Origin of the sequence: Lysobacter changpingensis, from assembly GCF_017308985.1 — a bacterium.
GTDB lineage: Bacteria > Pseudomonadota > Gammaproteobacteria > Xanthomonadales > Xanthomonadaceae > Lysobacter_J > Lysobacter_J changpingensis.
Genome location: NZ_JADWPE010000002.1, coordinates 891,311 through 913,066, shown reverse-complemented (window position 1 = coordinate 913,066; position 21,756 = coordinate 891,311). Strand labels below are relative to the sequence as shown.

Genomic DNA, 21,756 nt, shown 5'->3' with positions numbered 1-21,756 from the left:
CCATCACATCGGTCCGAAGAAGGTCGATTCGACCGACGCGCTTGCGGCGCCGTCGACGCGTTCGACATGGAAGGTCACCGCCTGCTTGCCGCGCACGTGCGACGGCGCGGCCAGCACCAGCGGCAGGTTCAGCACCTGCTCGGCGCCGGCGTCGATGGTCTGCACGCCGTCGCGAAGCTCGATGCCCGCCGGCGCTTCGACGCGGATGCGGAAGGAGCGCGGCGCCACGTCCTTGTTGACGAGCTTGAGCGTGTAGGTGTTCTCGATGCGCTGCGCGGCGGTCTCGCGGTACAGCGCGTTGCGGTCGCGCAGCACCTCGGCGATCAGTGGGCTGCGATGGCCGATGCCCCACGCCCACGCCACGCACAACGCCAGCAGCAGCGTGCCGTAGAGCAGCACGCGCGGGCGCGCCACGCGCGTGGGCCTGCCGTCGATGGCGTTCTGCGTGGAATAGCGGATCAGGCCGTTCGGGTAGCCCATCTTCTGCATCACCGAATCGCAGGCGTCGATGCATGCGCCGCAGGCGATGCACTCGTATTGCAGGCCGTTGCGGATGTCGATGCCGGTGGGGCAGACCTGCACGCAGATCGTGCAGTCGATGCAGTCGCCGAGTTCTTCCGGCGCGAACTTCGGCAGCGGTTCGGCGGTCAGGCCCACGTCGGTGACCGCGGTGGTGCCGGCGGCGCCGAGCGCGACCGCGTTGCCCTGGCGCGCGGCGCGGAACACGTAGTCGTACGCGGTGGCCGGATCGAGCAGGCCGCGCGCGCGTTCGAGCACGCTGGCCAGGCCGCGCTTGCGCGGGCCGCGCGGTTCGCCGCGCATCGGGTCGTAGGCGATGATCAGCGTGTTGCGGTCGAACATCGCGCTCTGGAAGCGCGCATACGGGCACATGTACTTGCAGACCTGTTCGCGCAGGAAGCCCGCGTTGCCCCAGGTCGCCAGGGCGTAGAACAGCACCCAGAAGGTTTCCCAGCCGCCCCAGCCCGGTGGATTGCCGAGGAACGGCACGCGCGCGGCCAGCTCCGTGATCGGCGTGAAGAAGCCCACGAACGTGAAGCCGGTCCACAGCGCGAACAGCAGCCACAGCACGTGCTTGCCGCCCTTGCGCAGCAGTTTCTCGCCGCTCCACGGCGCCGCGTCGAGCTTCATGCGCGCGTTGCGGTCGCCTTCGGTCCAGCGCTCCATCCACAGGAACACTTCCGTCCACACCGTCTGCGGGCACGCATAGCCGCACCACAGGCGCCCGGCGATGGCGGTGAAGAAGAACAGCGACAGGCCGGCGATGATCATCAGCACCGCGAGCAGGAAGAAATCCTGCGGCCAGAAGTTCAGCCCGAACACGTAGAACTTGCGCGCCGGCAGATCGAACAGCACCGCCTGTCGCCCGTCCCAGCGCAGCCACGGGAACACGTAGAACATGCCCAGCAGCACCACGACCGCGACGTTGCGCCACGTCTGGAACGTGCCGCTGACGCTGCGCGGATAAATCTTCCGCTCGCTGACGTACAGGGCGTTGCCGCCGTCGTCGAGCAGGTCGATCTCGATCTTCTTGTTCATTGCGGTTCTTCGTCGACTCGTCGGTGTCACTCGGGCCGCAGCGGCCCGTTGAAGCGGCTGGCCGGGCGCAGCAGCACCCAGGTGAAGGCGCTGGAGCCGGCGGTGGCCAGCCAGAACATGAAAAAGCCCAGGCTGTACCCGAGCGTGCGTGTCATCGGCAGGTGCGGGAAGGTCATGTCGCGCAGCGCGATCGGATCGACGAAGGCGAAGAACACCATCGTCGCCACGCAGGCGGCGAAGAAGCTCGGCCAGAGGATCGCCCCGAGCCGCTGCGAGAGCGGTCGGGGCGGGTGGTCGAAGCGCGGTGTGGGCTGGCTCATGACGGCTTGCTCACCTCGTGAAGGTTCAGCGCGTGGCGGTGGCCGGGGGCTTGTCGGGGTGCGAGAGCGACCAGACGTAGGCCGCGGCCAGGCGCGAACGGGTTTCGCCCAGCGTGGTGCGCCATGCGGGCATCACGCCGTGGCGGCCGTGCTCGATCGTCTGGCGCAGGCTTTCGCTGGTATTGCCGTAGAGCCAGTAGTCGTCGGTCAGGTCGGGCGCGCCCATCGCGATGTTGCCCTTGCCGTCCACGCCGTGGCACGCGATGCACACGCCGTTGTAGAGGCTCTTGCCCTGCGCGGCCATGTAGTTGTTCTGCATGCTGTCCGGGTCGGAGAGCGTGCGGACGTAAGCGACCACGTAATCCACCGCGTTGTCGCCGCCCATACCGGTAAGCACCTTGCCCCATTCGGGCATCACGCCTTCGCGGCCTTCCATCACCGAATGCAGCACGTCATCCGGCGTGCCGCCCCAATGCCACACCTGATCGGTGAGGTTGGGATAGCCGATCGCCCCCTGCGCGGTGGAGCCGTGGCAGGTCGCGCAGGTGTTGTTGAAGATCGAGCGACCTAGCGCGACGGCCTTCGGGTCGCGCGCGATGGTGTCGATCGACTTGCCCGCGTACGGCGCGAAGGCCGCTTCGAGCTTCGCGTCGTCGCGCGCCTTGTCCGACGCCTGCTCCTTCGCCGAGGTCCACCTGCTCATGCCTGCGTACGCGCCCAGGCCCGGGAACCAGATCAGGTAGCCCACCGCGAAGACGATGGTGATGTAGAACAGGTTCACCCACCACTTCGGCATGGGCTTGTTGTATTCGGTGAGGTTGCCGTCCCACACGTGGCTGGTGTCGGTGGGGGCGGGATCGCCCGGCCGGCGCTTGCCGGTCCACCAGATCAGCCAGAGGCAACCAAACAGATTGATCACGACGATCGCGATCACATAGATCGACCAGCCGGTGGTCATTGCCGTGTCTCCCGGTCTTCATCGAGCGGCATGCGTGCAGCCGCGTCGAATTCCTTCTTGCGCTTCGGGCTCCAGGCCCACACCCAGCCGGCGACGAACAGCACCAGCAGGACGGTCGTGACGATTCCGGACACCATGTCAGCCTCCCCTCGGAGCGTGGCGGCCCAGGCCCTGCAGGTAGGCGACGACCGCATCGAGTTCGGTCTTGCCGTCCACCGCGGCCGGCGCGCCGGCGACGTCTTCGGCGCTGTACGGATCGCCGATGGTCCTGAGCGCCTTCATGCGCTGCTGCACCTGTTCGCCGTCGACCTTCGCCCCGGCGAGCCAGGGGAAGCCGGGCATGTTCGATTCGGGCACGACGTCGCGCGGGTTCATCAGGTGCACGCGGTGCCAGTCGTCGGAATACCGGCCGCCCACGCGCGCCAGATCCGGCCCGGTGCGCTTGGAACCCCACTGGAACGGGCGGTCGTAGACCGACTCGCCGGCGAGCGAGTAGTGGCCGTACCGCTCGGTTTCGAAGCGCAGCGTGCGCACCATCTGCGAATGGCAGTTGTAGCAGCCCTCGCGGACGTAGACGTCGCGTCCGGCGAGTTCGAGCGCGGGGTAGGGCTTGACGCCCGGGAGCGGCGTGATCGCCTCGGCCTGGTACATCAGCGGAACGATTTCCGCCAACCCGCCGAAGGAGACCGCGACGGCGATCAGCACCGCCATCAGGCCGACGTTGGTTTCGACTTTCTCGTGTGAATGGCTCATGTCGTCGACCTCAGGCGTGCGCGCTCGCGGCGTCGGGCGGCAGCACCGGCGTGGGTGCCAGTTCGCGCGCCTGCTGCCAGGTGCGGATGACGTTCCAGGCCATGACGACCATGCCGCTCAGCACGATCAGGCCGCCGAGCAGCCGGCCCAGGTAGTAGGGATAGGTGGCGTTGAGCGCTTCGACGAAGCTGTAGGTCAGCGTGCCGTCGTCGTTGGTCGCGCGCCACATCAGGCCCTGCATCACGCCTGCGATCCACATCGAGACGATGTAGAACACCACGCCGACGGTGTGCAGCCAGAAGTGCAGGTCGATCGCCTTCACCGAATGCATCTGCGTCTGGCCGAGCAGGCGCGGCAGCATCGCGTAGACCGCACCGATGGAGATCATCGCCACCCAGCCCAGCGCGCCGGCATGCACGTGGCCGACGGTCCAGTCGGTGTAGTGCGACAGCGAGTTGACCGTCTTGATCGACATCATCGGACCTTCGAAGGTCGCGATCATGTAGAACGACACCGCCACGATGAGGAACTTCAGGATCGGATCGGTGCGCAGCTTGTCCCACGCGCCGGAGAGCGTGAGGATGCCGTTGATCGCGCCGCCCCAGCTGGGCGCCAGCAGCACCAGCGAGAACACCATGCCCAGCGACTGCGCCCAGTCCGGCAGCGCGGTGTACTGCAGGTGGTGCGGGCCGGCCCACATGTACACGGCGATCAGCGCCCAGAAGTGCACGATCGACAGCCGGTACGAATACACCGGGCGATTGGCCTGCTTCGGGACGAAGTAGTACATCATCCCGAGGAAGCCCGCGGTCAGGAAGAAGCCCACCGCGTTGTGCCCGTACCACCACTGCGCCATCGCGTCGACCGCGCCGGTGTAGAGCGAGTACGACTTGCCCCAGCCGGCCGGCATCGCCATGTTGTTGACGATGTGCAGCAGCGCGATGGTGATGATGAAGGCGCCGTAGAACCAGTTGGCGACGTAGATGTGCTTGACGCGGCGCTTCACGATCGTGCCGAAGAACACCACCGCGTAGGCCACCCACACCAGGGTGATCAGGATGTCGATCGGCCATTCCAGCTCGGCGTATTCCTTGCCTTGCGTGAGGCCCATCGGCAGCGTGATCGCCGCCGCCACGATGACCGCCTGCCAGCCCCAGAAGGTGAAGGCCGCCAGCTTGTCGAACGCCAGCCGCACATGGCAGGTGCGCTGCACGATGTGGTAGCTGGTGGCGATCAGCGCGCAGCCGCCGAAGGCGAAGATCACCGCGTTGGTGTGCAACGGCCGCAACCGGCCGTAGCTCAGCCACGGGATGTCGAAGTTGAGCGCCGGCCAATACAGCTGGGCGGCGATGAACACGCCGACCGCCATGCCGACGATGCCCCAGACCACCGTCATCGCGGTGAACTGGCGCACGATCTTGTCGTTATAGGTTTCTGGTTGGGTATGCATGATGGACACTCCCGAGCGGCAGGGCCGGGGTCGCGGCATGTTAGGAACCCGTTCATGCGCCGCGCTTGATTTCGATCAAAGCGTCGGCTACGGCATTCAAGCGCAACCGGACGGGGCCGGCCGACCGTTCGGCGGCTGAGCCCGTTCAGGGTTCCGGGGGGCGGTTGGACGGGGGGGCGCGCAGTACCGCGCGGGGATCAGGACCAGATGGGTACGACCGCCCAGAAGGGCTTGTCGCGATGGAAGTCGCAGCTGCCGCGAGGGCGACCCCGGGCTGCGGCTTCCGCCTGGCGGCGTTGACTCGCCCGCGCCTAGACCGTCCGCGAATAGCGCGCCGGCGCCGCCTGCGGCTGCCGGAGGTACGCGTCGAAGCACATCGCGATCACCCGCAACAGCAACCGCCCCTCGCGCGTGGCGACGATGCGTTCGGGCTCGATCCAGACCAGCCCGTCGTCCTGCAGGGGCTGCAGGCGGGCAAGCGCGTCGGCGAAGTGGTGCGTGAAGTCGATCCCGTGCGCGCGCTCGATCGCGCCGATGGCTATTTCGCCCTGGCACATCAGGCGCTGGATCACGTCCGCGCGCAGCTGGTCGTCGTCGGTCAGGCGCAACCCGCGCCACACCGGCAGGCGCGGCGCGTCGATCGCCTCCTCCCACGCCGGCAGTTCGCGCGGATTCTGGCTGTAGCTGTCGCCGATGCGGCTGATCGCGCTCACGCCGAAGCCGACAAGATCGCAGTCGGCATGCGTGGTGTACCCCATGAAATTCCGATGCAGGCCGCCGCGCGCCTGCGCGAGCGCGAGCTCGTCGTCGGGCAGCGCGAAGTGGTCCATGCCGATGTACACATAACCGGCGGCGGTGAGCCGTTCGATCGCCAGTCGCAGCAGTTCCAGCTTGAGTTCGCTCGACGGCAGGTCCTCGGCGCGGATCTGCCGTTGCGGCTTGAACAGTTCCGGCAGGTGCGCGTAGCTGTAGACCGCCAGGCGATGCGGGCGCGCGGCGACCACGATGTCGAGCGTGCGTGCGAAGCCATCCAGCGTCTGCAACGGCAATCCATAGATCAGGTCGACGTTGACCGAGCGCATGCCGTGCGTGCGGCACGCGTCGATGATCGCCAGCGTCGCGTCGACGTCCTGCCCGCGATTCACCGCGCGCTGCACGTCGGGGTCGAAATCCTGCACGCCCAGGCTCGCGCGGTTGAAGCCGGCGTCGGCGAGTCCGGCAACATCGTCCGGTGTGAGTTCGCGCGGATCGAGCTCGATCGAGATGTCGCGATTGGCAGCAGTGCTGAAGCGGAAATGGTCGCGCAGGTCCTGCACGGTCGCGCGCAGCTGCGCGGGCGTGAAGAAGTTCGGCGTGCCTCCGCCGAAGTGCAACTGCACGACTTCGCGGTCGGGATCGAACAGGCCGGACATCATCCCGATCTCGCGCGCCAGTCGCGTGCGGTAGGGCTCGCTGCGCGCGCGGTCGCGCGTGATCACGCGGTTGCAACCGCAGTAGAAACACGGACGCGCGCAGAACGGCACGTGCACATAGAGCGAGAGGCGGCGGGGAATCGGATCGCCGTTGCTGCCCAGGGCCGCGTCGCGCAGCTGCTGCGCGCCGAAATCCGCGCTGAACTGGGGCGCCGTGGGATAGGAGGTGTAGCGCGGGCCGGGCCGGTCGTAGCGGCGCAGCAGTTCGGTGGGAAAGGGCGGCGCGATGGGCATGCGCGGAGCCTATCGGCGCCGGTCCGGGGCCTTTTTGACCTGGGTCAATTCGCGTCCGCGAGCCTGTGGGCGTGCGGTCCCGGCCGACGGACGGCACGGCTTCGTTGCATTCGCGTTCGGGTGCGCTGCCTAGAATCCGCGGGATGGTCCGCTCCCGTTCCGCCGTCGCGCTCTTCGCACTGGCGCTCCTGATCGCCGGCAGCGTGGAAGCACGCACCGTATACCGCTGCGTGCGCGATGGCACCGTCAGTCTGTCGACCGCGCCGGAGCCCGGCTCGCGTTGCACGGCCAAGCACATCGACGACAACGCCGCGAGCGTGACGAACCTGTTCGGCACCGGCGAAGCGGTGAGCGGCGTGCTGTACGAACGCATGCAGGACGGCAAGCCGGTGTACGGCACGCGCAAGCTGCCGGGCGCGGTGAAAGTGCTGTCGTTCACCGTGCCGGCGCCGCCGGGCGAGCCCGCGCATGCAGGCCTCGGGCGCGTCGGTCCGCCGAAGCTGGATCGCTACCCGAAGCAGTTCCGCGCCGCGGCGAAGGCGACGGGCGTGGACGAGGCCTGGCTGCGTGCGATCGCGCACGCGGAGAGCGATTACGACGCCGCAGCCGTTTCGTCGAAAGGCGCGCAGGGCGTGATGCAGTTGATGCCCGATACCAGCCGCGAGTACGGCGTCGCCGACCCGTTCTCGCAGGACGAATCGATCATGGCCGGCGCGCGTCACCTGCGCGCGCTGATGCGCCGCTATCGCAACGACATGACGCTGGTCGCGGCGGCCTACAACGCGGGTATCGGGACGGTCGCGCGTTATGGCGGCGTGCCGCCTTACGCGGAAACGCAGGCGTACGTCGCGAAGGTGCAGGCCTTGCATGGGCGCTATCGCGCCGCGCTGGAGAAACCTTCGGCCAAGTCGCGCAGCGGCGCGCTCGCCTCGCCGTAACGTGCTTACGCCATCGCCTTGGTCGACTCGTAGGGAAGATGCGTGCCGCCGGCGGCGACGATCTGCGTTTCGGTGCGGTCGAGGAAATCCTTGTCGCCGTCGAGCACGACGAGAATGCGGCCCTCCTGGATTTCCGCATCGAACTTGCGGCGGATCGGGTCCGGCAGCGACGAACCCACCAGCGCCGAGGCCCACGATCCCACCAGCGCGCCGGCCACCGCCGCGGCGGCTGCGCCGGCGAGCGTCAGGCCGATCGGCGTGATCACGATCGCCGCCAACCCCGCGAGCAGGCCCGCCGCGCCGCCGTAGCCTGCACCGCGCAGGGCGGCGGGCATCAGGTCGGTGTCGGCTTCCTTCAGTTCGTTGGGGATCTCCTCCAGTTCGATGTCCGAACGCGCGACGAGCAGGATGTCGTCGTCGTGCACGCCGGCGCTGCGCGCGGCGTTCATCACGGCCTGCGCGGTGTCGAGATCGGGCGTGCTGAATACGTGGCGGACTTTCATCGGAGCCTCCCTCATCCGTGCTGCCGGCGCACGGTATGGATGCCCGCAGCTTTGCCGCGCCGCGGTTATTGGGACGTGATGAACGCGGGTCTCGCGCGCGCGGTGATAAGGTGCGCGCACCTACCGACACGGGTGCCGAACCATGCGTCTTTCCGCGCGTTCTTCCGTACTGTGCGGCGCGATCGCCGCGTGCGTGCTGGCGGCCTGCCAGGCGCCCTCGACGTCGGAACAGGCGCGGCCCGTCGCCGACACGCCGCAGGTCACCGCCGACACCTCGCAGCAACCGGCCCGTTCGACCGACCAGCCCGCACCAGGGGAAGCCGCGGCGCCCGCAGCGCCGGCCGTCACGCCGGCGGCGTTCACCGATAAGGTATGGCGCGTCAAGTCGTCGAGCGCGGTGGAACCCGACACGGTGTACGCGTTCCTGTCGGACGGAACGCTCGTGATCGATTCGCCGAACGGCACGCCGATGCGCGGCGAGTGGCGCTTCGAGAACGGCCAGCTGACGATGGTCGAGGAAGGGCAGGCGTATCCCACCGACATTCTTCGCCTGGACGCAAGCGAGCTGCACCTGCGCAGCCACAACCCCGGCACGCCGGTCGACATCGTGCTGACGCTCGCACCGGACGAGGCGCTGCCGAAGGCGAAGTGACGTGCTGCCTCCGGTCGACGTGACGTGCCCCTACTGCGGCGAGCCGCTGACGCTGTTCGTCGACGATTCCGCGGGCGCGCAGTCGTACGTCGAGGACTGCCACGTGTGCTGCCGTCCGATGGTGGTGCGCGTGCGCGTGCGCGTGGACGGGGACGGCGAACTCGACGTCAGCGTCGATCGCGAGGACGAGGCCTGAAGGACGCGGTCAACGCGCCAGCAGGGGAGGCGTTGACCTGTGGCGCGGTGAAGGTTGTGTTCCGTTCAGCCGCCAGACGCGTGCGGGGCGCGCGATAACTGCGGCGCAGGTCACGCTCGAGCGTGTCGGACATCACGACCGAGGCGCCTTCCTAGCCTCCACGCACGCTCGAATGGTTAAGGCAACGTTGCCTTAACGGCCGGGCACGCGCGCTCGTTCATCGCGGACACGTCAAGGTCGATCCGTGCGGCACGCCTCGGGCAAGCACGCGCAGAACTTCCTTCCCTCCAGGAGACATCGCATGACCATCCAGAACCGCAAGCCGCTGCTCGCCGCCGCCGCACTGGCCGCCTTCCTCGCGGCGCCGCTCGCGTTCGCGCAGACCGCTTCGCCGCAGCCGCAGGATCCGACCACCTCGTCCGACCAGGCCGGCGCCGCCGGTGCGTCGGATACGAGCGCGGCGCAGGGCAGCAGCTCGGGCAAGAAGAGCTGGTCTGACGTCGACACCGACAAGAACGGCTCGCTGAGCAAGTCCGAAGCCTCCAGCGTGCCGGCGCTGAGCCAGGTCTTCGACCAGGCCGACGCCGACGCCGATGGCGCGCTGACCGCCGACGAATACAAGGCCTACGTCGCCAAGGCGCAGGGCGGCGCGGCGGGCAACAGCGGCGGCAAGTAAGGCGCCGTTGCGGTCGATCCGTCCAACTCGCGCATTGGTTGGACACGGAACAAGGGCGGCTCCGGCCGCCCTTGTCTTTGCTCGTGTCGTGCGAATGCCGCAACCGCCATCGTCACGCCGGGCCGCGCGACATCCGCCTCCATTAAACTGCCCGCATGACCGCCATCCAGCTGATCGGCTTCGACGCCGACGACACCCTCTGGCGCAGCCAGGACTATTTCGACGACGCCCAGCTCGAATTCGAACGCATCGTCGGCACCTACGTGGACCTGCGCGACGCGCGCGTGCAGGAGCGCCTGTACGAAGTCGAGAAGCGCAACATCGCGCTGTTCGGCTATGGCGTGAAGGGCATGGTGCTGTCGATGATCGAAGCGGCGGTGGACATCACCGCGCAGCGCATCGAGGCGCGCGACGTGCATCGCATCGTCGAACTCGGCAAGGCGCTGCTGCGCCATCCGGTCGAACTGCTGCCGGGCGTGCGCGAGGCGGTGGAAGCCATTGCCGCGGACTTCGACGTGGTGCTGATCACCAAGGGCGACCTGTTCCACCAGGAAGCGAAGGTGCGCCAGTGCGGGTTCGCCGATCTGTTCCGGCGCATCGAGATCGTCAGCGAGAAGGATGCGGCGACGTACGCGCGGCTGCTGGACGAATTCGAACTGCCGGCCGAGCGCTTCGTCATGGTCGGCAACTCGCTGCGTTCGGACATCGCGCCGGTCCTGGAACTGGGCGGGTGGGGCATCCACGTGCCGTACCACACCACCTGGGGCCACGAGAACGAAGCCGACGTCGCCGACGACGCGCCGCGCCTGCGCCGCATCGCCAGCGCGCACGAACTGCCCGGCGCGGTGCGCGACCTCGCCGCCCGCGCGGCTTGAACACGTTCCCCAACCGCGGCTGAGCGCACGCGGGGCGGCCCGGCCGGATTAAAAAGGCGTTCACCGCGCCAGCCGCATCGTGGCCGCAAGGCCCGCGGGGTGCGGGCATCGAGGAGCGCAGACAATGGCCACCGTCCTGACCCGATGGTTCGCCCCGATGGTGCTGGCCGCAGGACTGGGCGCCGTCGCCGCGACCGCGCCGGCACCGGCGCGCGCCGGCGACGACTGGGCGCGTGTCGTGGTGGACGTCGCCGACGTGATCTATCACGGCGGCTATCCGTACTATCGCTACGACCGCGGCTATCGCGACCGCCTGGTCGTCGTGCACGACTACCGCGGCCGTCCGAACTACTACCGCCGCGTATACCGCGCCGGCCCGCCGTACGGCAACGCGTACGGATACTGGAATTCCCCGCGCGGGCGCTGCAACAAGCACGGCAAGTGCACCACCCATTACTACGACGCGCGCTACGACCGTCGCTACGATCGCGGCTACTACCACCACGACCGCCGCTGGGACGACCGCCGTTACCATCGCGACTATCGCGACCGTTACGAGCGCCGCTGGCGCGGTGACTGATCATGGGCGTGGACCATAAGGGGATGCCTTCGTGGCGTCCCTTCGACGACGAGAGGAGCTTGGACATGGCGATGACGTGGCGTGCACGACTCGGCGCGGTGCTGGTGGCCGCCGCGGCGACGCTCGGCTGGGGCTCGGCCTCGGCGCAGGACTACACCTTCGGCTGGAATCCGCGCTCGGGCGACGTCTGGGTCGATACCTGGCTGTCGGACATGAACCGCTACGGCACGCGTTACCGCGATCCGTTCGTGGACGAGATGGTGCGTTACTACGGCGCGCCGCGCGATCTGGTCAGCGAACTGCTGGTGGATCGCCGCTGGGCGCCGGGCGACGTGTACTTCGCCTGCGCGATCGCCTCCGTGCTGGGCCGCCCGTGCCGCTACGTCGCCGACGTGTGGGAGCGCGACCACGGGCTCGGCTGGGGCGCGGTCGCGAAGAACCTCGGCATCAAACCGGGTTCGGCGGAATTCCACCGGCTGAAGAAGGGCTTCGTCCCGAGTTACGACCGCTGGGGTCGCAGCATCACGCTCGATGCCGACCTCGCGCGCGATTTCCCCGGCCGGCCGCGCGAACCGGCCAGGGCGAAGCAGGGCGGGGGAGCGTCGAAGTCCTCGGACAAGGGACCCTCGAACAAGGGCGCTGCGTCTTCGGGCAAGACGAAGGCGGCCGGCAACAAGGACGCCGGCAGCAACAAGGGAAACGACAAGGCCGGCGGCACTCCGAAGGGCAAAGGCAACGGCAAGTCCGACGGGAAGCAGAAGGGCGGCCCGAACAAGGGCTGAGTCCGGCCCGTGTTGCGTTCCATGCGGCGGCTTCGGCCGCCGCATGCGTTTGGGGCGCGGCGGCGCCTATCATGGCGGCATGAACGCCCCCACCATCCGCATCGTCGATTACGCGCCGTGCTGGCGCGAGGACTTCGCCCGACTCAACCTGGAATGGCTCGAACGCTGGTTCACGGTCGAGCCGATCGACCGTGAAGTGCTGGGCGATCCGGAAACCCACATCCTCGCCCACGGCGGCCACGTGCTGTTCGCCGTCGACGGGGACGACCGCGCCATCGGCACCGTCGCGCTCAAGCGCGAATCCGACGGCGTGTACGAACTCACCAAGATGGTGGTGGCGCCGGACGTGCGCGGCGGCGGCGTCGGCCGCAGGCTGATGCTGGGCGCGCTCGACCTGTTCCGCGCGCTCGGCGGTCGCGAACTCTTCCTCGAATCCAACCGCAAGCTCGGTCCCGCGCTGGCGTTGTACGAAAGCGTCGGCTTCCGCCATCACCCCGCGCCGCGCCCCGGTTCGCACTACGCGCGCGCGGACGTGTACATGGTGTGGGAACCGGACGGCCCCGCGCCGGCGTGACGTGAACGCACCCGGGTAACGGATAATGCCCGCATGAAAGGCCTTGTCCCGCCCCCCGCCCAGATCCGCCTCTCCGTTGCGCCGATGATGGACTGGACCGACACGCACTGCCGTGTCTTCCACCGCCTGCTCGCGCCGCACGCACGGCTGTACACGGAGATGGTGCATGCCAACGCGGTGATCCACGGCGATCGTGCGCGCCTGCTGGCGATGGATCCGGTGGAGCATCCGGTGGCGCTGCAGCTCGGCGGCAGCGAGCCGGAGCTGCTCGCGCAGGCGGCGAGGATCGGCGCGCAGCACGGCTTCGACGAGATCAACCTCAACTGCGGCTGCCCGTCCGATCGCGTGCAGGCCGGGCGCTTCGGCGCGTGCCTGATGCGCGAGCCGCAGCTGGTCGCCGAAAGCGTCGCGGCGATGGTCGAAAGCTGCGACGTGCCGGTGACGGTGAAGTGCCGCCTCGGCGTCGACGACGATCACGACTGGGACCGCTTCTTCGCCTTCATCGACACCGTCGCGAAGGCGGGCTGCGGCATGTTCGTGATCCACGCGCGCAACGCGTGGCTGCAGGGACTTTCGCCGAAGGAAAACCGCGAAGTGCCGCCGCTGCGTTACGACTGGGCGTATCGGCTCAAGCGCGAGCGGCCGGAGTTGCAGATCGTCGTGAACGGCGGCATCGCCACGCAGGAAGAAGCCACCGCGCACCTCGCGCACACCGACGGCGCGATGCTGGGGCGCGCGGCATACCACGATCCGTACCTGCTGCATCGCCTCGATGTCGCCTGGTTCGGCGGTGACCCGCGCACGCGCGGCGAACTGCTGCGCGCGCTGCGTCCCTACATCGAGGACCAGATTGCGCGCGGCGTGTACCTCAAGCACATCACGCGCCATCTGCTCGGGTTGTTCGCCGGCGAACGCGGCGGACGCGCGTTCCGGCAGGTGCTCAGCGAGGGCGCGCACAAGCCGGGCGCGGGCTGGTCGCTGATCGAACACGCGCTGGCGGTGACCGGATCCTTCGCCGGCGAGCGCGTGGACGCCGCATGATCACGCGCGATTCCGCCGCGTTCTTCGCGCATGCGCGCACCCTGTCGCACGACTTCGGCCCGGCGACGGCGCAGGCGGCATTCCTGGTCGCGCCGGAAGGCTTCTGCCTGGCCGAGCAGTCCGCGCAGGACAACCGCTACATGGCGCAGGCGTCGTGCTTCGATGCCGAATGCGCGCTCACCCAGCATCGCGCGCTGCATCGCGCGATGTCGCAGGTGCTGCCGACATTGTGCTTCCCCGGCGACGCCGACACGCCCGATGCGGTGTTCCCCAACAACGTCTTCGCCACCGCGCGCGGACGTTACGTGGTCGCGCGCATGCGCCATGCGGTGCGCCAGCGTGAGGCCGGCCGCGCCGACATCCGTGGTTTCCTTGGCGGCGTGCTGGATTACGCGGAGATCGACCTGTCTGGGCAGCCGCACCCGTGCGAACTCACCGGCTCGCTGGTGATCGACCGCGCCCGTGGGCTCGGCCTGTGCGGCCTGTCCGAACGCTGCGACGAGGAGGGCGCTCGGCTGATGCACGAAGCGTTCGGCCTGCGCGCGACGCTGATGTTCGACCTCGCGCCGGGCGAGTACCACGCCAACGTCGTGCTCGCGGTGCTGGCGGGAAGGGCGGCGATCGTGAGCCCCCGCGGCTTCGCCGATCCAGCGGTGGCGCAGGGCATCGCCGATTTCTACGCGCCCAACGCCGTGGTGCTCTCGCAGGCCGAACACGCCGCCTTCGCCGGCAATGCCATCGCCCTGTCTGCGGACACGGTCTGGATGAGCGCCCGCGCCGATGCCGCGCTCGATCCGCGGAATCGCCAGTTGCTCGCGGCGGCCGGGTTCCAGGTGCGGGCGGTCGAGCTGGATGCCATCGAAGCGGGCGGCGGCTCGCTGCGGTGCTGCATCGCCGAGATTTTCTAGCCTCCGGCCCGAAATCGGCTGCCTCCGAGCCAAGGTCTGAATGATCGCCGTTGGCAAGCAGAAAAGTTCAGACCGGATTCACCGCATCGTTTCAAGAATGCACACTGTCGCACGGTCGTGCGATATTGCCCCGTTCGTGTGCCCAGTCTCGATGAAGATGCCGTCTTTCCGACCGTTGCCACTCGCCCTGCTCGCCGCGCTGCTCGCGCTGGCCGGCGCCGTGTCGGCACAGGATCGCGGCGGTCCGCATCGGGGTGACCGCGGCGATCGGGGGCACGGCCGCGCCAGCGACCGCCAGGCCCTGTCGGACTCGGTGCGCCGGGTCGAACGCCGCACCGGCGGTCAGGTCCTGAGCGCCGAGCGGGTCCCCTACGACGGCCGCGACGTCAACCGCGTGAAGGTGGTCGATTCGAGCGGGCGGGTTCGCATCTACATGGACGATCCGCAGTCCCGCGACCGCCAGCAGCAGGAAAACCGTACACGCCGCGACGACGACTGACCCGCCACGCTCTCGGGGGCCCGCCGGGGTAGCGGCCTAGACAGAACGACAGACATTGGAGTCCACATGCGAATTCTGCTGGTCGAAGACGAAGCTCCGCTGCGCGAAACCCTGGCCGCCCGCCTGAAGCGGGAAGGGTTCGCGGTGGATGCCGCCCAGGACGGCGAGGAAGGCCTCTACATGGGCCGTGAAGTCCCGTTCGACCTCGGCATCATCGACCTGGGCCTGCCGAAGATGTCGGGCATGGAGCTGATCAAGGCCCTGCGCGACGAAGGCAAGAAGTTCCCCGTGCTGATCCTCACCGCCCGCTCCAGCTGGCAGGACAAGGTGGAGGGCCTCAAGCAGGGCGCCGACGATTACCTGGTCAAGCCGTTCCACATCGAGGAGCTGCTCGCCCGCCTCAACGCGCTGGTCCGCCGCGCCGCCGGGTGGAGCAAGCCGACGCTGGAATGCGGCCCGGTCGTGCTCGACCTCGCCGCGCAGACGGTGAGCGTCAACGGCAGCAACGTCGACCTGACCAGCTACGAGTACAAGGTGCTCGAGTACCTGATGATGCACGCCGGCGAACTGGTCTCGAAGGCCGACCTCACCGAGCACATCTACCAGCAGGACTTCGACCGCGACTCGAACGTGCTGGAAGTCTTCATCGGCCGCCTGCGCAAGAAGCTCGATCCGGACGGTTCGCTCAAGCCGATCGAGACCGTGCGCGGCCGTGGCTACCGCTTCGCCATCGCGCGCAGCGGAGACTAAGCACCAGCGCACGGTTTCGATGAGCCAGCAGCGCCGGGCGTCGGCGAGTCATCGTCAACGCATGGCGCGCTGGGTACCCTTGGCGGCGATGCCGTCGCCCGTTTCCGACTTCGCCCCATGCCACGCCGCCCGCCGCAAGTGAGCTGGGGCCAGCCGCGCTCGCTCCAGGCGCGCCAGTTGCTGGCGGCGAGCCTGGGCCTGGTCGCGTTCCTCGCGCTCGCCGGCTACGCGCTCGACCGCGCGTTCCTGGAAACGGCCGAGAGCAACATGCGCCAGCGCCTGCGCAGCCTCGCGCTGGCCTACGTCGCCGGCGGCGAGTTCGCCCGCAACGGCGAGTTCATTCCGCCGTACGAAACCGTCGACCCGCGCCTCGAACGCCCCGGCAGCGGCCTCTACGCGGAAGTCGTGCTGCCCAACGGGCATTGGGATTCGACCTCGGCGCAGGGGCCGATCCTGCCGGCGGGCAAGATGCTCGATCCGAACCAGGAAATCTTCGAGCGCGCGCTGCCCATCACCGAGATCAGCGGCGAGGCCGGCGAAGCCTATCGCTATGGCCGCGGCCTGATCTGGAGCGCCGGCAGCGACGACGCGCGCGCCGAATTCCCGTACACGATCTACGTGCTGGAAGACACGACCGCGCTGAGCCGGCAGGTCAGCGTGTTCCGGCAGGCGCTGTGGCGATACCTCGGCGGCGCCGGCCTGATCCTGCTGCTCTTGCAGGCGGTGATCCTGCGCTGGAGCCTGCGACCGCTCAAGCGCGTGGTCGATGAACTCAAGCGCGTGCAGCGCGGTCTCGCCTCGCGCATGAGCGGACGCCATCCGCGCGAACTGGAACCGCTTACCGAGAGCATCAACGCCTTCATCGAGAGCGAGCGCGAGAACCTCGACCGCCAGCGCAACACGCTCGCCGATCTCGCGCACAGCCTGAAAACGCCGCTCGCCGTGCTGCGTGCGCGCAGCGGCGAGGACGTGCCCGTGCAGGAACTGCGCGAGGAAATCGACCTGCAGGTGCGACGCATGAGCGACCTGGTGTCGTACCAGCTCGCGCGCGCCGCGCGTTCGGGCCACGTGCTGTTCGCAGCGCCCTTGGAGATCGAGCCGTACGCCGACCAGATCGTGCGCAGCCTGGAGAAGATCTACGCATCGAAGGGCGTGATCTGCGAGTTCGACATCGACGCCGACGCGCGCTTCTACGGCGAGCCGGGCGACCTGCAGGAAGTGCTCGGAAACCTGATCGAGAACGCCTTCAAGTGGGCGCGCTCGCGCGTGCTGCTGACGGTGAAGGAAGGCGAGATCGCACCGAACCGTCGCCCGGGTTTGCTGCTCGCGGTGGACGACGACGGCCCCGGCGTACCGGAGGACAAGATCGACATGGTCCTGCAGCGCGGCGTGCGCGGCGACGAGCGCGTGCAGGGCCACGGCATCGGCCTTGCGACCGTGCAGGACGTGGTGCGCAGCTATCGCGGCACGCTCGATGTCAGCCGCTCGGCCGAACTGGGCGGGGCGCATTTCGAGGTGGTGCTGCCGCCGGGGCTGTAAGCCCCGCCTCATGCCGTCATCCCCACCAAGGCGGGGAGCCATGCAAGCGTGCATCACCGCCTTCGAAGGCGGAGCAGTGTGGGGAGACGGATTCCCGCCTTCGCGGGAATGACATCAAGGAGCGACCGGTCTTCTACCCGAACGGCGACGGCCCGTAGAAACGCTCCAGATGCGCCGCGACCTGCGGCATTTCCGCACGCAACGTGCGCGGGTCGCTGAAGTGGTACTCGGTGACGACGGCGAAGAACTCCTCCGGCGCTTCGGCGGCATACCCGTCGATCGCGGTTTCGCGGCCACGATCCACCTGTTTCGCGAGCCTGTCGTACGCGACCTGGAAATCGCGCGCCCATTCCTTCTGCCACGGACGCGGCAACGGCGGCGTGCCGTCGAGCGCGCCGTCGAGCACGTCGATCTTGTGCGCCATCTCGTGCGCGGCGACGCAGAAGCCGGCGCGCGGATCTTCGCAGTCGGCCACGATGTCCGCCCACGACAGGATCACCGGCCCCATTTCCCACGCCTCGCCGATCAGCTCGTCCTGCCACTCGTGCAGCACGCCGGCCGCATCGACGTGCGTGCGGTTCACGCGGAACGCGTCGGGGTAGACGATCAGCTGCGACCAGCCGCGCAGGCCTTCGGCGCCGAACTCCAGCAGCGGCAGGCAGCACAGCGCGGCGAGGCTGACGCGTTGCGCGTCGTCGAGCGCGAGCTCGCCGATCGGCGTGATGGTTTTCTCGTGCAGGAAGCGCGCGGCCAGCTCGCGCAGTCGCGCCTCGCGTGCGCCGTCGAGCGCGTGCAGCCACGGCACGAAATCGCGCGCGGCGTGCCAGGAATCGTCGGGGATCGGTGCGGGCGAGAGCCGCAGGCGCCGGAAGAAGCTCAGCAAATCACGACGCCCGCGCAGGAATCAGCGGAACATGCCCGGCAGGAAGCTGTGCCAGCGCGGCGACTGCATGCGGCCGGCGCTGGAGCCGGCATCGCTGTGGACGCTCGGACGGGCCGGCTTGACGTCGCGCACCGGTGCGCTCGCGCGCGGGGTCGCCCGCACGCTTTCGCGTGCGATCGAGGACGCCTCCGGGCAGCTGCCGCTGTTGGCGGAGCTGAGCTTGATCTCGCGCGCGGCCACGGTCGAACTGGCGACCACGATCAGCAGGCACAGGCAGATCCGGAACATGGCGGAATCCTCGGACGGACCCGGGGCAGACCCCGGGCAAGGCTGGACTATACCGCGAAAAAGAAACGTCGGCCGGGCGGTCGGGTGGCGCATTGCAACAACTCTCCGTGTTCAGGCGATCCTGCCGGCGGGCCGGCAACGTCGTCGGTCCGGACGGCGCCTTGCCGACGCCATCATCTCCTATCGATGCGCCGATGGAGCAAAGCGTTGCAACGCTTCGGCGCGCACCGCCATCGTCCCGCCGAATCCCCGCGCACGGTGTGCCGCGAGCGCCTTTCGGGAGGGCCCCGGAGCGCCCGGCGCCGTTCGTCGGTTGCAGGCGGCTCCCGCATAATCCGCGCATGACGTCGCTTCCTTCCCGCCGCTCCTGCGCCCGCCGTCGCCCGGTCAGGCCCGTCGCTCCTGCCGAATGCGCGCGCACCCGCCGATGAACGATCGCGAACTGCTCCAGCGCCTGATCGCCGGCCCGGTCTCGGGCGACGCCCTGGCCCGCGAAGGCGGGCAGACCCGCGCCGCCGTGTGGAAGCGCATCGAAACGCTGCGCGAGGCCGGCGTCCCGATCCAGGCCCAGGCCGGGCGCGGCTACGCACTCGCGGCGCCGATGGACCTGCTCGACGCGGAGGCGATCCGCGCCGCGTTGCCGTCGCCGGTCCGCGATGCGTTGGCGTTGCTCGAGACCGCGTGGTCGATCGACTCGACCAACACCGAACTGGTGCGTCGTCCGGTGCCGACGCGAGGCGCCGACGTCCTGCTGGCGGAGCGCCAGACCGGCGGGCGCGGACGCCGGGGCCGCCCCTGGGCCTCGCCGTTGGCCGCGCACCTGTACCTCTCTGTGTCGCGCCAGTTCGGCGGCGGGCTGGCGCGGCTGGGTGGGCTCAGTCTGGTGGCCGGCGTCGCGGCGGCCGAAGCACTGCGCGAAGCCGGCTTCGGCGTCGCGTTGAAATGGCCCAACGACCTCGTCGTCCCCGCGCAGGACGGTACGCTGCGCAAGCTCGGCGGAATACTGGTCGAAGGCGGTGGCGAACACGCCGGACCGGTGCGCGCGGTGATCGGCATGGGCATCAACGTGCGCATGCCGGCGGCAATCGCCGCCGGCATCGACCAACCCTGGTGCGATCTGGCCGGCCTTTCGGATGCACCGCCGGACCGTAACCGCCTCGCCGCCGCCGTCCTCGCGCGGTTGTTGCCGGCGCTGGACGAATTCGACGCCGAGGGGCTGGCGCCCTTCCGCGAACGCTACGCCGCGCTCGATGTGCTCACCGAACGTCGCGTCACCCTGCACACGCCATCGGGCGAACTGCACGGCATCGCGCTGGGACTCGCCGACGACGGCGCGCTGCGCGTGCGCCTGGCCGGCGGCGAGGAGCGCAGCTTCCATTCCGGCGAAGTCAGCGTGCGCAGCGGAGCGGCGGCATGAGCGCGTGGCTGTTCGACCTCGGCAACACGCGGCTGAAATGCGCCCCCCTGCATGCGGACGGCCGCATCGGCGACGCCATCGCGCTGCCGCATCGCGAAGAGGACATCGCCGCCGCGATGGCGTTGCACCTGCCCGCGCGCATCGACGTCGCGTACCTGGCGAGCGTCGCGCAGCAGGGCCTTCGGGTCGCGGTGCTCGACGCGTTGGCCGCGCGCTGCGGGCGCATTTCCATCGCGCGGACACAGCCTCGTTTCGACGAGCTGCGCATCGCCTACGCCGATCCGCGCAAGCTCGGCGTGGATCGCTTCCTCGCGCTGCTGGGCGCGCGCGCCCGCGTTCGCGGTGCGGCGCTGGTGTGCGGCGTGGGGACGGCGCTCACGATCGATCTGGTCGACGCGGACGGCCGCCATCTCGGCGGTCGCATCGCGCCGTCGCCGACGCTGATGCGCGAAGCGCTGCACGCGCGTGCGCCGCAATTGCCGGAAACCGGCGGCGCATACGAGGACTTCGCGAGCGACACCGAGGATGCGCTGGTGTCCGGTTGCGACGGCGCGGGCGTGGCCCTGATCGAGCACAGCCTGCGCGTCGCGACCGACCGCCTCGGTCAGGCGCCGCCGGTCCTGCTGCACGGCGGCGGATCGGACGCGCTGGCCCGCCACCTGCCGAACGCGACCGAAGTCGCAACGCTGGTGCTGGAAGGCCTCGCCCGCTGGGCCTGGGTCGAAACCGCCGCTTAGAATCGCCCCATGCTCGCTCGCGCCCTGGTCGTCCTGCTGCTGGTGCTCAATCTCGGTGTGGCCGCCTGGTGGGCGCTGCGCGCGCCGCCGGCCCCCGCGCCCGCGTTCGTGCCGCCGGCGGGCGTGGCGCGCCTGCAACTGGCGAGCGAGACGGTGAAGGCGACGGCGCCTACCGCGACGACATCCGCCGCGCCGGCGCCGACTTCACCGGCGGCAACGCCCCCCGTCGCGTCGGCCGCCACCGCGCCTGCGCCGCCTGCAATCGCAACCGCGCGCTGCTACAGCGTCGGCCCGTTCGCCAACAGCGCCGCCGCATCGAATGCGCGCGAAGTGCTGATGGCCGTCGCCACCCGCGTCGTGCCGCGCGAGCAGCGCACCGGAAGCGGCCGAGGCTGGCGCGTCTACCTGCCCGCCGCGGCGTCGGCCGAGGAAGCGTCCGCGACCACGCAGCGCATCGCCGCCGCCGGTTTCAACGACTATTTCATCGTCCGTCAGGGCGACGAGACGAACTCGATCGCGCTCGGCCGCTACCGCAGCGAGGACTCCGCACGCCGCCGCGCCGAAAGCCTCGTCGCCGCCGGCTTCCCCGCGCGCGCCGAACCGCTGGGCGACGGCCGCACCAGCGTCTGGCTGGACCTCGTCGCCAAGCCCGCGTTCGATCCCGCGCGTGCCGAAGCCGCCGTGCAGGTCCCGGCCCGCGAACTCGACTGCGCGCGCATGCGCTGACCGTTCCGACATGAACCTGCGCGTCGCCGCAGGCTAGAATGCCCTCTTCGCCGGCATAGCTCAGTTGGTAGAGCAACCGCCTTGTAAGCGGTAGGTCGTCAGTTCGATTCTGACTGCCGGCACCAGACGCGTTTGAAGACCCCGCGGATCGCGGGGTTTTTTGTTGGCGGCGCGTGGGTGATGGCTGGGAGTGTCGTCCGGCCCTGGTGTCGAGGGCGGACCACCCGCCCATTTTCCCCTCTACGCACACCCTGATTTCACGGGACGAGCGAACTGGCGTGTGCCACGCGCGGCGTCGCGGGGCGCTACTATTTCCCATTGCTCCGTCTGCGTGATGGGCGCAGCGTTGTCGAGTCACCGCAAATTCGGTGATCGGGTTTAGCAGCCCGCAGCTAAGGCGCGTAAGCGCCCATCGTCCGATGCTCGGCGCTTTTTTCATGCCCGCATC

Annotated in this window: 26 protein-coding genes and 1 tRNA gene; 17 read left to right on the top strand and 10 right to left on the bottom strand. The window is 69.1% G+C overall.

Annotated elements, in window-relative coordinates; genetic code table 11:
• Window positions 1-3 precede the first annotated feature (3 nt).
• The 7 genes from I4U41_RS05915 to hemN all read right to left on the bottom strand — a co-directional run bounded on the left by I4U41_RS05915 (window position 4) and on the right by hemN (window position 6,744).
• Entirely contained in the window at window positions 4-1,557 is a 1,554-nt protein-coding gene (locus I4U41_RS05915; protein ID WP_206860162.1) for a 4Fe-4S dicluster domain-containing protein, read from the bottom strand.
• Window positions 1,558-1,583: 26 nt separating this feature from the next.
• Window positions 1,584-1,877, bottom strand: a complete 294-nt coding sequence (locus I4U41_RS05910) for a hypothetical protein (protein WP_206860161.1) — start codon at window positions 1,875-1,877, stop codon at window positions 1,584-1,586.
• 25 nt (window positions 1,878-1,902) lie between these two features.
• Window positions 1,903-2,835: a cytochrome-c oxidase, cbb3-type subunit III gene (gene ccoP, locus I4U41_RS05905; RefSeq protein ID WP_206860160.1), complete on the bottom strand. Its 933-nt coding sequence runs from the start codon at window positions 2,833-2,835 to the stop codon at window positions 1,903-1,905.
• Entirely contained in the window at window positions 2,832-2,972 is a 141-nt protein-coding gene (locus tag I4U41_RS05900; RefSeq protein ID WP_206860159.1) for a cbb3-type cytochrome oxidase subunit 3, read from the bottom strand. Before I4U41_RS05900 ends, ccoP begins: the two co-directional genes overlap by 4 nt.
• Before the next feature lies 1 nt (window position 2,973).
• Entirely contained in the window at window positions 2,974-3,588 is a 615-nt protein-coding gene (gene ccoO, locus I4U41_RS05895; RefSeq protein ID WP_206860158.1) for a cytochrome-c oxidase, cbb3-type subunit II, read from the bottom strand.
• Between the two features lie 10 nt (window positions 3,589-3,598).
• Window positions 3,599-5,038 carry a cytochrome-c oxidase, cbb3-type subunit I gene (ccoN, locus tag I4U41_RS05890; protein WP_206860157.1) on the bottom strand — a complete coding sequence of 480 codons (1,440 nt, stop codon included), beginning with the start codon at window positions 5,036-5,038 and terminating at the stop codon, window positions 3,599-3,601.
• 311 nt (window positions 5,039-5,349) lie between these two features.
• On the bottom strand, window positions 5,350-6,744 hold the full coding sequence (gene hemN, locus I4U41_RS05885; RefSeq protein ID WP_206860156.1) for an oxygen-independent coproporphyrinogen III oxidase: 1,395 nt from the start codon (window positions 6,742-6,744) through the stop codon (window positions 5,350-5,352).
• 143 nt (window positions 6,745-6,887) lie between these two features.
• Between hemN and I4U41_RS05880 the strand changes: the two genes are divergently transcribed.
• Window positions 6,888-7,682, top strand: a complete 795-nt coding sequence (locus I4U41_RS05880) for a lytic transglycosylase domain-containing protein (RefSeq protein ID WP_206860155.1) — start codon at window positions 6,888-6,890, stop codon at window positions 7,680-7,682.
• Window positions 7,683-7,687: 5 nt separating this feature from the next.
• Here the strand turns inward: I4U41_RS05880 and I4U41_RS05875 are convergent, their stop codons facing one another.
• Window positions 7,688-8,185 carry a hypothetical protein gene (locus I4U41_RS05875; protein WP_206860154.1) on the bottom strand — a complete coding sequence of 166 codons (498 nt, stop codon included), beginning with the start codon at window positions 8,183-8,185 and terminating at the stop codon, window positions 7,688-7,690.
• 142 nt (window positions 8,186-8,327) lie between these two features.
• Here I4U41_RS05875 and I4U41_RS05870 point away from each other — a divergent pair, with 142 nt between their 5' ends.
• The 12 genes from I4U41_RS05870 to I4U41_RS05815 all read left to right on the top strand — a co-directional run bounded on the left by I4U41_RS05870 (window position 8,328) and on the right by I4U41_RS05815 (window position 17,257).
• The gene (locus I4U41_RS05870; RefSeq protein WP_206860153.1) at window positions 8,328-8,837 is read left to right on the top strand and encodes a hypothetical protein; all 510 of its coding nucleotides are present in this window, start codon (window positions 8,328-8,330) and stop codon (window positions 8,835-8,837) included.
• 1 nt (window position 8,838) lies between these two features.
• The gene (locus tag I4U41_RS05865) at window positions 8,839-9,033 is read left to right on the top strand and encodes a zinc ribbon domain-containing protein (protein WP_206860152.1); all 195 of its coding nucleotides are present in this window, start codon (window positions 8,839-8,841) and stop codon (window positions 9,031-9,033) included.
• A 301-nt stretch (window positions 9,034-9,334) separates the two neighbouring features.
• Window positions 9,335-9,709 carry an EF-hand domain-containing protein gene (locus tag I4U41_RS05860; RefSeq protein WP_206860151.1) on the top strand — a complete coding sequence of 125 codons (375 nt, stop codon included), beginning with the start codon at window positions 9,335-9,337 and terminating at the stop codon, window positions 9,707-9,709.
• Window positions 9,710-9,864: 155 nt separating this feature from the next.
• Window positions 9,865-10,584 (top strand): HAD family hydrolase, encoded by a 720-nt coding sequence (locus I4U41_RS05855; RefSeq protein WP_206860150.1) that lies wholly within the window; start codon window positions 9,865-9,867, stop codon window positions 10,582-10,584.
• A gap of 124 nt (window positions 10,585-10,708) precedes the next feature.
• Window positions 10,709-11,164 (top strand): hypothetical protein, encoded by a 456-nt coding sequence (locus tag I4U41_RS05850; RefSeq protein WP_206860149.1) that lies wholly within the window; start codon window positions 10,709-10,711, stop codon window positions 11,162-11,164.
• 65 nt (window positions 11,165-11,229) lie between these two features.
• Entirely contained in the window at window positions 11,230-11,946 is a 717-nt protein-coding gene (locus I4U41_RS05845; RefSeq protein ID WP_206860148.1) for a hypothetical protein, read from the top strand.
• Window positions 11,947-12,025: 79 nt separating this feature from the next.
• Entirely contained in the window at window positions 12,026-12,520 is a 495-nt protein-coding gene (locus I4U41_RS05840) for a GNAT family N-acetyltransferase (RefSeq protein ID WP_206860147.1), read from the top strand.
• 33 nt (window positions 12,521-12,553) lie between these two features.
• A complete protein-coding gene (dusA, locus tag I4U41_RS05835) occupies window positions 12,554-13,561 on the top strand; it encodes a tRNA dihydrouridine(20/20a) synthase DusA (RefSeq protein WP_206860146.1) in 1,008 nt (335 codons plus the stop codon).
• On the top strand, window positions 13,558-14,469 hold the full coding sequence (locus I4U41_RS05830; protein WP_206860145.1) for an arginine deiminase-related protein: 912 nt from the start codon (window positions 13,558-13,560) through the stop codon (window positions 14,467-14,469). The genes dusA and I4U41_RS05830 overlap by 4 nt, the downstream gene beginning before the upstream one ends.
• A 40-nt stretch (window positions 14,470-14,509) precedes the next feature.
• Entirely contained in the window at window positions 14,510-14,968 is a 459-nt protein-coding gene (locus I4U41_RS18305; protein ID WP_242524996.1) for a hypothetical protein, read from the top strand.
• 66 nt (window positions 14,969-15,034) lie between these two features.
• Entirely contained in the window at window positions 15,035-15,718 is a 684-nt protein-coding gene (locus I4U41_RS05820) for a response regulator transcription factor (protein ID WP_115841270.1), read from the top strand.
• Window positions 15,719-15,835: 117 nt separating this feature from the next.
• Entirely contained in the window at window positions 15,836-17,257 is a 1,422-nt protein-coding gene (locus I4U41_RS05815) for an ATP-binding protein (protein WP_206860144.1), read from the top strand.
• Between the two features lie 133 nt (window positions 17,258-17,390).
• Here the strand turns inward: I4U41_RS05815 and I4U41_RS05810 are convergent, their stop codons facing one another.
• Both I4U41_RS05810 and I4U41_RS05805 read right to left on the bottom strand, forming a co-directional pair.
• Entirely contained in the window at window positions 17,391-18,140 is a 750-nt protein-coding gene (locus I4U41_RS05810) for a M90 family metallopeptidase (RefSeq protein WP_242524995.1), read from the bottom strand.
• 21 nt (window positions 18,141-18,161) lie between these two features.
• Window positions 18,162-18,428 carry a hypothetical protein gene (locus I4U41_RS05805; protein WP_206860143.1) on the bottom strand — a complete coding sequence of 89 codons (267 nt, stop codon included), beginning with the start codon at window positions 18,426-18,428 and terminating at the stop codon, window positions 18,162-18,164.
• Between the two features lie 409 nt (window positions 18,429-18,837).
• Between I4U41_RS05805 and birA the strand changes: the two genes are divergently transcribed.
• From birA to I4U41_RS05785, 4 genes are all read left to right on the top strand, one after another.
• A complete protein-coding gene (gene birA / locus I4U41_RS05800) occupies window positions 18,838-19,845 on the top strand; it encodes a bifunctional biotin--[acetyl-CoA-carboxylase] ligase/biotin operon repressor BirA (RefSeq protein ID WP_425492495.1) in 1,008 nt (335 codons plus the stop codon).
• Entirely contained in the window at window positions 19,842-20,582 is a 741-nt protein-coding gene (locus I4U41_RS05795; RefSeq protein ID WP_206860141.1) for a type III pantothenate kinase, read from the top strand. Before birA ends, I4U41_RS05795 begins: the two co-directional genes overlap by 4 nt.
• 9 nt (window positions 20,583-20,591) lie before the next feature.
• Window positions 20,592-21,308 (top strand): SPOR domain-containing protein, encoded by a 717-nt coding sequence (locus I4U41_RS05790; RefSeq protein WP_206860140.1) that lies wholly within the window; start codon window positions 20,592-20,594, stop codon window positions 21,306-21,308.
• A gap of 49 nt (window positions 21,309-21,357) precedes the next feature.
• Window positions 21,358-21,433, top strand: a tRNA-Thr gene (locus I4U41_RS05785).
• Window positions 21,434-21,756: the final 323 nt, after the last annotated feature.